The organism is Kitasatospora sp. MY 5-36, assembly GCF_001182915.1.
In the GTDB taxonomy this organism is placed as follows: Bacteria; Actinomycetota; Actinomycetes; order Streptomycetales; family Streptomycetaceae; genus Kitasatospora.
The window spans coordinates 1-9,947 of record NZ_LFVW01000362.1 but is presented as its reverse complement, the minus strand read 5'-3'; the positions used below and the strand labels follow the sequence as shown (position 1 = coordinate 9,947).

10 protein-coding genes are annotated in these 9,947 nt (G+C 72.0%); 7 read left to right on the top strand and 3 right to left on the bottom strand.

Going from position 1 to position 9,947, the window contains the following annotated elements; all coding sequences use genetic code 11:
* Positions 1–5 precede the first annotated feature (5 nt).
* A complete protein-coding gene (locus tag AE652_RS22585; protein WP_159028521.1) occupies positions 6–326 on the bottom strand; it encodes a hypothetical protein in 321 nt (106 codons plus the stop codon).
* Entirely contained in the window at positions 323–658 is a 336-nt protein-coding gene (locus AE652_RS22580; RefSeq protein ID WP_143204610.1) for a hypothetical protein, read from the bottom strand. Before AE652_RS22580 ends, AE652_RS22585 begins: the two co-directional genes overlap by 4 nt.
* Before the next feature lie 250 nt (positions 659–908).
* Between AE652_RS22580 and groES the strand changes: the two genes are divergently transcribed.
* The 3 genes from groES to AE652_RS22565 all read left to right on the top strand — a co-directional run bounded on the left by groES (position 909) and on the right by AE652_RS22565 (position 4,093).
* Positions 909–1,214, top strand: a complete 306-nt coding sequence (gene groES, locus AE652_RS22575; RefSeq protein ID WP_049654366.1) for a co-chaperone GroES — start codon at positions 909–911, stop codon at positions 1,212–1,214.
* 115 nt (positions 1,215–1,329) lie between these two features.
* The gene (gene groL, locus AE652_RS22570) at positions 1,330–2,955 is read left to right on the top strand and encodes a chaperonin GroEL (protein ID WP_049654364.1); all 1,626 of its coding nucleotides are present in this window, start codon (positions 1,330–1,332) and stop codon (positions 2,953–2,955) included.
* Positions 2,956–3,094: 139 nt separating this feature from the next.
* Positions 3,095–4,093 carry a LysR family transcriptional regulator gene (locus tag AE652_RS22565; protein ID WP_049654362.1) on the top strand — a complete coding sequence of 333 codons (999 nt, stop codon included), beginning with the start codon at positions 3,095–3,097 and terminating at the stop codon, positions 4,091–4,093.
* Positions 4,094–4,192: 99 nt separating this feature from the next.
* Here AE652_RS22565 and AE652_RS22560 read toward each other — a convergent pair whose 3' ends face one another.
* Positions 4,193–4,519, bottom strand: a complete 327-nt coding sequence (locus AE652_RS22560) for a WhiB family transcriptional regulator (protein ID WP_049654358.1) — start codon at positions 4,517–4,519, stop codon at positions 4,193–4,195.
* A 563-nt stretch (positions 4,520–5,082) separates the two neighbouring features.
* Between AE652_RS22560 and AE652_RS22555 the strand changes: the two genes are divergently transcribed.
* The 4 genes from AE652_RS22555 to AE652_RS22540 all read left to right on the top strand — a co-directional run bounded on the left by AE652_RS22555 (position 5,083) and on the right by AE652_RS22540 (position 9,815).
* Positions 5,083–5,694 carry a response regulator transcription factor gene (locus tag AE652_RS22555; protein ID WP_014136228.1) on the top strand — a complete coding sequence of 204 codons (612 nt, stop codon included), beginning with the start codon at positions 5,083–5,085 and terminating at the stop codon, positions 5,692–5,694.
* A 335-nt stretch (positions 5,695–6,029) separates the two neighbouring features.
* On the top strand, positions 6,030–6,746 hold the full coding sequence (gene shbA / locus AE652_RS22550; RefSeq protein ID WP_074003945.1) for an RNA polymerase sigma factor ShbA: 717 nt from the start codon (positions 6,030–6,032) through the stop codon (positions 6,744–6,746).
* Between the two features lie 278 nt (positions 6,747–7,024).
* Complete coding sequence (gene guaB / locus AE652_RS22545; RefSeq protein ID WP_049654355.1) at positions 7,025–8,527, top strand: IMP dehydrogenase; 1,503 nt, start codon at positions 7,025–7,027, stop codon at positions 8,525–8,527.
* Between the two features lie 160 nt (positions 8,528–8,687).
* Complete coding sequence (locus AE652_RS22540; protein ID WP_049654353.1) at positions 8,688–9,815, top strand: GuaB3 family IMP dehydrogenase-related protein; 1,128 nt, start codon at positions 8,688–8,690, stop codon at positions 9,813–9,815.
* The last annotated feature ends 132 nt before the right edge of the window (positions 9,816–9,947 follow it).

Genomic DNA, 9,947 nt, shown 5'->3' with positions numbered 1-9,947 from the left:
CCGGCTCACCGGAGCCACCCCGCGCCGGCGAGGGCGGTCAGCAGGGCGGGGCTGACCGCGGCGGCGACCGGGGTGATCCGGTAGCCCCGCCGGTGGGTGTACCGGGCCACCGCCACGACCGGGACGAGCAGCAGCGCGGTCGCGGCGCCCCGGGCCGCCCAGCCGCCGATCGCGGGGTGGGCCTCCAGCGCGAGCGCGGCCAGGAAGGCCGCGATCCAGCCGAACGCCAGCAGCGAGGCGGCCCCCAGGACCGTCAGCAGCGCGAGCAGCAGGTCCGTCGGACGGCCGACCGGGCGCAGCGGGTCGGCGAGCGGCAGCCGGTTCACCGCCACAGCACGCCCGAGGAGAGGACCGCCGGCAGCGCGAACGGGGCGAGCCCGGCGGCGACCGGGAGGAGCCGGTAGCCGGACCGCCGGCTGCGGAAGGCCACCACGAGGCCCGCCGCCAGGGCGACCACCGGGGCGGCCAGCATCCCGATGCCCAGGAAGGCCCACCCGCGCCCGTCCCCGTCGTCCCCGTAGCCGGGGATGGTGCCGAGGCAGGCGACGAGGAGGAAGGCGACGAACGGCAGCACGCCCCCCAGCAGGGGCAGCGACAGCAGGGCGAGGGCGGCGTCCTTGGGCCGGGACGGGCCGATGCGCACCGGGATCGAGGTCATGGCAGGAGTCTGGCGGGGCCGGGCCCGGTCGTACATGAGTACGGCTACTCATTCGCGAACCGGGGACTTCCGGGACTCGCCGTTGGCACTCTGGTTGACTGAGTGCTAACACGGCCCTATGGTCATCCTTGGCACTCACCACTAGGGGAGTGCTAACGCGACGACGTGTGTCTGACCCCCGCGACGGCAGGCCCGCAGGATCGCCCCTACCCGTTAGAAAACCCCGTAATCTCCGAAGGGGAGCTCGGACGTGACCACCAGCAGCAAGGTTGCCATCAAGCCGCTCGAGGACCGCATCGTGGTCCAGCCGCTCGACGCCGAGACCACCACGGCCTCCGGCCTGGTTATCCCGGACACCGCCAAGGAGAAGCCCCAGGAGGGCGTCGTCCTGGCCGTCGGCCCGGGCCGCTTCGAGGACGGTCAGCGTCTGCCGCTCGACCTCGCCGTCGGCGACATCGTCCTGTACTCGAAGTACGGCGGCACCGAGGTGAAGTACAAGGGCGAGGAGTACCTCGTCCTCTCGGCCCGCGACGTTCTCGCGGTCATCGAGAAGTAAGACGTACCGACCCGCCCCGGATCCGTGTCCCAGTGACAGGGGCCCGGGGCGTGGTTGTTGGTTCACGTAGTTCGGCGGCCGGTGGGCCGGCCGCAGCCCCGAGGGAATAGGGAACATGGCGAAGATCCTGCAGTTCGACGAGGACGCCCGCCGCTCGCTGGAGCGCGGTGTCAACAAGCTGGCCGACACCGTCAAGGTGACCATCGGCCCCAAGGGCCGCAACGTCGTCATCGACAAGAAGTTCGGCGCCCCGACCATCACCAACGACGGTGTCACCATCGCCCGCGAGGTCGAGCTGGACGACCCGTACGAGAACCTTGGCGCGCAGCTCGTCAAGGAGGTCGCCACCAAGACCAACGACGTCGCGGGTGACGGCACCACGACCGCCACCGTGCTGGCCCAGGCCCTGGTCAACGAGGGTCTGCGCAACGTCGCCGCCGGTGCCGGCCCGGCCGCCCTGAAGAAGGGCATCGACAAGGCCGTCGCCGCGGTCTCCGAGCACCTGCTGTCCGTCGCCCGCGAGATCGAGGGCAAGGACGACGTCGCCGCCGTCGCCTCCCTCTCCGCGCAGGACACCCAGGTCGGCGAGCTGATCGCCGAGGCGATCGACAAGGTCGGCAAGGACGGTGTCATCACCGTCGAGGAGTCGAACACCTTCGGCGTGGAGCTGGACTTCACCGAGGGCATGCAGTTCGACAAGGGCTACCTGTCGCCGTACTTCGTCACCGACGCCGAGCGCCAGGAAGCGGTCCTCGAGGACCCGTACATCCTGATCAACCAGGGCAAGATCTCCTCCATCCAGGAGCTGCTGCCGCTGCTGGAGAAGATCCTCCAGGGCGGTGCCTCCAAGCCGCTGCTGATCATCGCCGAGGACGTCGACGGCGAGGCGCTGTCGACCCTGGTCGTGAACAAGATCCGTGGCACCTTCAACGCCGTCGCCGTCAAGGCCCCGGGCTTCGGCGACCGCCGCAAGGCGATCCTCGGCGACCTGGCCGTCCTGACCGGTGGCCAGGTCATCTCCGAGGAGGTCGGCCTCAAGCTCGACCAGGTCGGCCTGGACGTGCTGGGCACCGCCCGCCGCGTGACCATCACCAAGGACGAGACCACGGTCGTCGACGGTGCCGGTGACTCCGAGGCCGTCGCCGGCCGCGTCGCCCAGATCAAGGGCGAGATCGCCGCGACCGACTCCGACTGGGACCGCGAGAAGCTGCAGGAGCGCCTGGCCAAGCTGGCCGGCGGCGTCTGCGTCATCAAGGTCGGCGCCGCCACCGAGGTGGAGCTGAAGGAGCGCAAGCACCGCCTGGAGGACGCCATCTCGGCGACCCGCGCCGCGGTCGAGGAGGGCATCGTCGCCGGCGGTGGCGCCTCCCTGGTCCACGCCGCCAAGGTGCTGGACGAGGGCCTGGGCCTGTCGGGTGACGAGGCCACCGGTGTCGCCGTGGTCCGCAAGGCGCTGCACGAGCCGCTGCGCTGGATCGCCCAGAACGCCGGCCTGGAGGGCTACGTCATCACCTCCAAGGTCGCCGAGCTGGAGATCGGCCAGGGCTACAACGCCGCCACCGGCGAGTACGGTGACCTGGTGAAGGCCGGCGTCATCGACCCGGTCAAGGTCACCCGCTCCGCCCTGGAGAACGCCGCCTCGATCGCCTCCCTGCTTCTCACCACCGAGACCCTCGTGGTGGAGAAGAAGGAGGAGGAGGCCGACAACGGTCACGGCCACGGCCACGGCCACTCGCACTGAGGCTCCGACGCCTGACCGGAGGCCCGGTCCGCTCCCCCCGGGGGCGGGCCGGGCCTCCGGCGTTCCGTCCGGGCCTCGCTTGAGGCTTCAACTATCAGCAGAATTTTGCAGAATGCAAAGATTGCCTTATAACTAAGGCATGATCGAGGCCCGCCATCTGCGCGTTCTGCGTGCCGTCGCCCGCACCGGCTCCTTCTCCGCCGCCGCCCGCGAGCTGGGGTGTACGCAGCCCGCCATCAGTCAGCAGATGAAGGCCCTGGAGAAGTCGGTGGACACCCCGCTGGTGGTCCGCTCGGGCCGCGGGATGCAGCTCAGCGAGGCCGGCCGGGTCCTGCTCAAGCATGCCACCGGAATCCTGGCCGGGCTCTCCGCCGCCGAGGAGGAGGTGGCCGCGATCGCCGGGCTGCGGGCCGGACGGGTGCGGCTGGTCTCCTTCCCGACCGCGAGCTCCACCCTGGTGCCGCCCGCGGTCGCCCGCCTGCGGGACAGCCATCCGGGGGTGCGCGTGTCGCTGGTCGAGGCCGAGCCGCCGGAGTCGCTGGCGATGCTGCGCGGCGGCGAGTGCGAGATCGCGCTGGCCTTCCGCTACCCGCAGTCCGACGGCGCCGTCGCGCTTCCGGCGCCCGCCCACGGCACGCCGCGCGAGGCCCGGGCCGAGGCCAACCTGGAGGCGCAGCAGCTGACCGCCGGGACCGACTGGTCCGACCTGGTGGTCGCCCCGCTGCTGGACGACCCGCTGGTGGGCGTGCTGCCGGCCGGCCATCCGCTGGCGGGGCGGGGCGGGGCGGTGGGGCTGGCCGAGCTGGCGGAGGAGCAGTGGATCGCCGGCTGCCCGCAGTGCCGGGGGCACCTGGTGGAGCTGTGCACCGGGGCGGGCTTCGAGCCGCGGATCGACTTCGCGACGGACGACTACCCGGCGGTGGTGGGCCTGGTGGCGGCCGGTCTCGGGGTGGCGGTGCTGCCCCGGCTGGCGCTGCGGTCGGTGCGTCCTGACGGCGTGTCGACGGTGCCGGTGCGGACGGCCTCCGGGGCGCCCGCGGTGCGCCAGGTGGTCGCGCTGACCCTCCCGGACCTGGCCGAGGTGCCGGCCGTGGCGCTGATGCTGGAGCGGCTGGCGGGGGCGGCCGCCGACCGCTGACGGTGGGTGACGGGGCTGCCGGGGTCCGGTACGTACGGTGAGCCAGAAGACTGAAGCGCCGCGAAGAAACGTTTCTTCACGGCGCTCAAGGAGACGGGTCTACCGCTGGGCGACCGCCGGCGGGGCCAGCGGAACCTCGACCAGTCGGTGCCGCGAGCGCCCCAGCATCTCCTCGCGTTCGTCCTCGGTCATCCCGCCCCACACGCCGTACGGCTCGCGGACCGCCAGCGCGTGCGCCGCGCACTCGGCGATCACCGGGCAGCGCATGCAGACCTCCTTGGCGCTGGCCTCGCGCGAACTGCGCGCCGCCCCGCGCTCGCCCTCGGGGTGGAAGAAGAGCGAGCTGTCCACGCCACGGCAGGCTGCGGAGAGCTGCCAGTCCCAGAGGTCCGCGTTGGGACCGGGGAGGCGGGAGAAATCTGCCATGGCTCATTCCCTTCAGAGGCTGTCGGCCGTCGGCCGGGCGTTCGGCGGGGCTGCTGCCGAGCGGTGCGGCGGGGCTTCGATGCACTGGTGTGGACACCTGGAAATATGACTTAAGGCAACTCCATGGACAAGTCACCCACACACTGGCACAACAGTCAATGACCATACGAAAGCTATAAAAACGGGCATAGTGGGCAAGGGGCTCCAGCGGGCGCGGACGTGGCAATCGGGTGGTCGACGGGCGCGCGGGGTGCCGAATCGATGTGCGGGTCGTACGCCGACCGCGCGCGAGCTGCGCAAAAGAGCGGCGTGTGCACCGCGATGCGGCTGATCGGTAATGGGTTGGCCACGTACAGTGGTGGAGATGGCCCCGAAGGCCGTAACTCATTCGAGTGACGGTCGTTGGAAGTGCGGAGGCGGTTAGCGGGCGCCGGACGTCGGGAACGATCGCGGGCAGGTTGGGGCGATCACCGCGGAGTCCGTCGCCGATCGGCCGTGTCGTAGAGGTTCGTACCAGCCAGGAGGCTCAACGTGACGCGGATCAGCTGCGGAGGACGACGGTCATGACTTCCGTTCTCGTTTGCGACGATTCCCCGCTCGCCCGCGAGGCGCTTCGCCGCGCGGTCGCGACCGTACCCGGTGTGGACCGGGTCACCACCGCGACGAACGGGGAGGAGGTCCTCCGCCGCTGGGTGGCCGACCGCTCCGATCTCGTTCTGATGGACGTCCGGATGCCCGGCCTCGGCGGGGTCGAGACGGTCCGGCGGCTGCTGTCCGCCGACCCGGGCGCGCGGATCATCATGCTCACCGTCGCCGAGGACCTCGACGGGGTCGCGCTCGCGGTGGCCGCGGGCGCCCGCGGGTACCTGCACAAGGACGCCTCGCGCGCCGAGCTGCGGGCCACCGTCACCCAGGCCCTCGCCGACCCGACCTGGCGGCTCGCCCCCCGCCGGCTGCGCAGCCCCGACATGGGCGCGGCGCCCACCCTGACGGCGCGTGAGATCCAGGTGCTGGAGGGCATGAGCCACGGCCGCAGCAACGCCGAGATCGGCCGCGAGCTGTTCCTCTCCGAGGACACCGTGAAGACCCACGCCCGACGGCTGTTCAAGAAGCTCGGGGCCTCCGACCGGGCGCACGCGGTGGCGCTGGGCTTCCGCTGGGGCCTGGTCCGCTGACCACCGGCGGCGCCGCCGGTTGCGGCGTGCCGCCGGAGGTTCCCGGAGCGGGCGCCGCACGGGCGTGTGACGTTACGGTCCCGAGGTTGCACCATGGAGGAGTGGAGCACCTCGGGGACCAGCGGACAGGCACTGCGGCGAACCACGCAGCCGCAGGACACTCGGCGGACGGCGCGACGGACGGGACCGCCGACGGCGGCGGGGCGGGAGGCGGCACGGTGCAGGAGGGGCCGGTGGTGCGCGGGACGCCGGACGGTGCCGCAGCGCATAACGTTCCGGTGCACAACTCCGGACGCGGTGCCGCGTTTTCCCGCTCGACCAGGCACCATGGACCGATGCGCGACGACGTCGCCGGTGCGACCGGCCAGGCGGACCCGGTGGAGGCCGAGCCCTCCGGTCCGGGCCACGGTCCGTCGTACGCCGAACCCGGCGGTTCCGCCGGTGGGACCGGGCCGGGCCGCCGGCCGGTGCTCGGCACGGGCGGCTCGCCGCTGGTGGGCGAACTGGTCGCGGCCGCGGTGCGCGGCGAGAACCCGGCGATCGACGCGCTGCTCGCCTACGTCCACCCGCTGGCGCTGCGGTACTGCCGCGCCAAGCTGGTCCGGCTGCCCGGCGGGGCCCGCCACCACGTGGACGACGTCGCGCAGGAGGTCTGCGTGGCGGTGCTCTGCGCACTGCCCCGGTACAAGGACCAGGGGCGCCCGTTCGAGGCCTTCGTGTACGGGATCGCCGCGCACAAGATCGCCGATCTCCAGCGGGCCGCGATGCGCGGGCCCGGCTCGACCGTCGTGCCGCAGGACGACCTGCCGGAGGTGCCGGACGAGGCGCTCGGCCCGGAGGAGCAGGCGCTGCTGAGCAGCGACGCGGCCTGGGCGAAGGAGCTGCTCTCCAACCTGCCGGCCCGTCAGCGCGAGCTGGTGCTGCTGCGGGTGGCCGCCGGGCTGTCGGCGGAGGAGACCGGCGAGGTGCTCGGGATGTCACCGGGTGCCGTCCGGGTGGCCCAGCACCGGGCGCTCAGCCGGCTGCGGGCGCTCGCGGAGGAGTCCTCCTGACCACTCCTCCCGTTGCGTGCCGTTTCCGCCGGTTGCGGGCGGAATGATCCACGGGGCGGGGTTGTTGTCAAGGGCACACGAGGACACATTCGCGGTGCCAGTACCATGGGGTATCGGCGCCTGGGCGGGTTGCCAAAGTTTGACGGGTGCGCGCGGGGTCCCCTTGGAGGATCCTCCTATTCGTACCCGGCTTCGGCGGTCTGCGCGAGTGAGCGATGAATGCGCCCCCACCCTCAGGGCGTGAGCGGATTAGGCCGGCCACGGAAGGTACCCCCCAAATGTCTTACAACGCCGCAGGCGTACCCGAGAAGTTCGCCATGCTCGGGCTCACGTACGACGACGTCCTGCTGCTGCCCGGGGCCTCCGAGGTGCTGCCGAACCAGGTGGACACCTCCTCCCGGGTCTCCCGGAACGTGCGCGTCAACATCCCGCTGCTGTCCGCGGCGATGGACAAGGTCACCGAGTCGCGCATGGCCATCGCGATGGCCCGCCAGGGCGGCGTCGGCGTGCTGCACCGCAACCTCTCGGTCGAGGACCAGGCCAACCAGGTCGACCTGGTGAAGCGGTCCGAGTCCGGCATGGTCACCGACCCGATCACGGTCGGCCCGGAGACCACCCTGGGCGAGGCCGACGCGCTGTGCGCCAAGTTCCGCATCTCCGGCGTGCCGATCGCCGACGAGGCGGGCAAGCTGCTCGGCATCGTCACCAACCGCGACATGGCCTTCGAGTCGGACCGCACCCGCCAGGTCCGCGAGATCATGACCCCGATGCCGCTGATCACCGGCAAGGTCGGCATCTCCGGCGTGGACGCGATGGCCCTGCTGCGCCGCCACAAGATCGAGAAGCTGCCGCTGGTCGACGACGAGGGCCGGATCAAGGGCCTGATCACCGTCAAGGACTTCGTCAAGGCCGAGCAGTACCCGAACGCCGCCAAGGACGCCGAGGGCCGGCTGCTGGTCGGCGCTGCCGTCGGTGCCAGCGCCGAGGCGTTCGACCGGGCCCAGGCCCTGGTCGAGGCCGGTGCGGACTTCCTGGTGGTGGACACCTCGCACGGCCACAGCCACAACGCGCTGGCCTGGATCGCGAAGATCAAGTCGGCCGTCGGGATCGACGTGGTCGGCGGCAACGTGGCCACCCGGGACGGCGCCCAGGCGCTGATCGACGCCGGCGTGGACGGCGTCAAGGTCGGCGTCGGCCCCGGCTCCATCTGCACCACCCGCGTGGTCGCCGGCATCGGCGTCCCGCAGGTCACCGCCATCTATGAGGCCGCCCAGGCCTGCCTGGCGGCCGGCGTGCCGGTCATCGGCGACGGCGGCCTGCAGTACTCGGGCGACATCGGCAAGGCGCTGGCCGCCGGTGCCGACACCGTGATGCTCGGCTCGCTGCTGGCCGGCTGCGAGGAGTCCCCGGGCGAGCTGATGTTCATCAACGGCAAGCAGTTCAAGTCCTACCGCGGCATGGGCTCGCTGGGCGCCATGCAGTCCCGTGGCCAGGGCCGCTCGTACTCCAAGGACCGCTACTTCCAGGCCGAGGTGGCCTCGGACGACAAGCTCGTCCCCGAGGGCATCGAGGGCCAGGTGCCCTACCGCGGCCCGCTGTCGGCCGTGCTGCACCAGCTGGTCGGCGGTCTGCGCCAGACCATGGGCTACGTCGGCGCCGCCACCGTCGCCGAGATGGAGAGCAAGGGCCGCTTCGTCCGGATCACCTCGGCGGGCCTCAAGGAGAGCCACCCGCACGACATCCAGATGACCGTCGAGGCGCCGAACTACTCGGCCCGCTGAGCCACCGGCCACCGAGGGGCCCGCCGCCGCACCGCGGCGGCGGGCCCCTGCCGGTGCGCCCGGGCGCGGGCCGTCGGGGCGGGACCAGCGGCAGTACGGGATACTGGGGGGCGGCCGGGGTGACCCGGCGGGCATGAGCAACAAAGCAGAAGGGCTCGAAGTGACTGAGATCGAGATCGGGCGAGGCAAGCGCGGCCGACGGGCGTACGCCTTCGACGACATCGCCGTCGTCCCCAGCCGCCGGACCCGGGACCCGAAGGAGGTCTCGATCGCCTGGCAGATCGACGCCTACCGCTTCGAGCTGCCGTTCCTGGCCGCCCCGATGGACAGCGTGGTCTCGCCGCAGCAGGCCATCCAGATCGGCCGCCTCGGCGGTCTGGGCGTGCTGAACCTCGAAGGCCTGTGGACCCGCTACGAGGACCCGCAGCCGCTGCTGGACGAGATCGCCGCGATCACCGACGAGTCCACCGCGACCCGCCGGCTCCAGGAGATCTACGCCGCGCCGATCCGCGCCGAGCTGATCAAGCAGCGGATCCAGGAGGTCCGCGACTCCGGCGTGGTCACCGCCGCCGCGCTCTCGCCGCAGCGCACCGCCGAGTTCTCCAAGGCCGTGGTGGACGCTGGCGTCGACGTCTTCGTCATCCGCGGCACCACCGTCTCGGCCGAGCACGTCTCCAGCGCCGCCGAGCCGCTCAACCTCAAGCAGTTCATCTACGAGCTGGACGTCCCGGTGATCGTCGGCGGCTGCGCCACGTACACCGCGGCCCTGCACCTGATGCGGACCGGTGCCGCCGGTGTGCTGGTCGGCTTCGGTGGCGGCGCCGCCCACACCACGCGGAACGTCCTGGGCATCCAGGTGCCGATGGCCACCGCCGTGGCCGACGTGGCGGCCGCCCGTCGCGACTACATGGACGAGTCCGGTGGCCGCTACGTGCACGTCATCGCGGACGGCGGCGTCGGCTACAGCGGGGACATCCCGAAGGCCGTGGCCTGCGGCGCGGACGCGGTCATGATCGGTGCCGCGCTGGCGCGGGCGACGGACGCCCCGGGCAAGGGGATCCACTGGGGGATGGAGGCCGTCCACGAGGAGCTGCCGCGCGGCAAGCGCGTGGACCTCGGGACCGTCGGCACCACCGAGGAGATCCTGACCGGGCCCTCGCACACGCCGGACGGGACCATGAACCTGTTCGGCGCGCTGCGTCGGGCGATGGCCACCACGGGCTACACGGAGCTCAAGGAGTTCCAGCGGGTCGAGGTCACCGTCAACCCGGCGCTCGACCACCGCTGAGTCCTGACCTGACCTGATCGAGGGGCCCCTGCCGGGTGACGGCGGGGGCCTTCTCCTTTTCCCGGTGCGGGAGGCGGGTGCGGTGCGGGGAGGGGACGGGGCGGGCGGTCAACTCCGCGTGGCGCTGCGGCG

What these genes read in the sequence shown, in the direction of transcription:
- AE652_RS22580 (WP_143204610.1), bottom strand. Translation starts at nt 658, where the DNA reads ATGACCTCGATCCCGGTGCGCATCGGCCCGTCCCGGCCCAAGGACGCC.
- groL (WP_049654364.1), top strand. Translation starts at nt 1,330, where the DNA reads ATGGCGAAGATCCTGCAGTTCGACGAGGACGCCCGCCGCTCGCTGGAG.
- AE652_RS22565 (WP_049654362.1), top strand. Translation starts at nt 3,095, where the DNA reads ATGATCGAGGCCCGCCATCTGCGCGTTCTGCGTGCCGTCGCCCGCACC.
- AE652_RS22560 (WP_049654358.1), bottom strand. Translation starts at nt 4,519, where the DNA reads ATGGCAGATTTCTCCCGCCTCCCCGGTCCCAACGCGGACCTCTGGGAC.
- AE652_RS22555 (WP_014136228.1), top strand. Translation starts at nt 5,083, where the DNA reads ATGACTTCCGTTCTCGTTTGCGACGATTCCCCGCTCGCCCGCGAGGCG.
- shbA (WP_074003945.1), top strand. Translation starts at nt 6,030, where the DNA reads ATGCGCGACGACGTCGCCGGTGCGACCGGCCAGGCGGACCCGGTGGAG.
- guaB (WP_049654355.1), top strand. Translation starts at nt 7,025, where the DNA reads ATGTCTTACAACGCCGCAGGCGTACCCGAGAAGTTCGCCATGCTCGGG.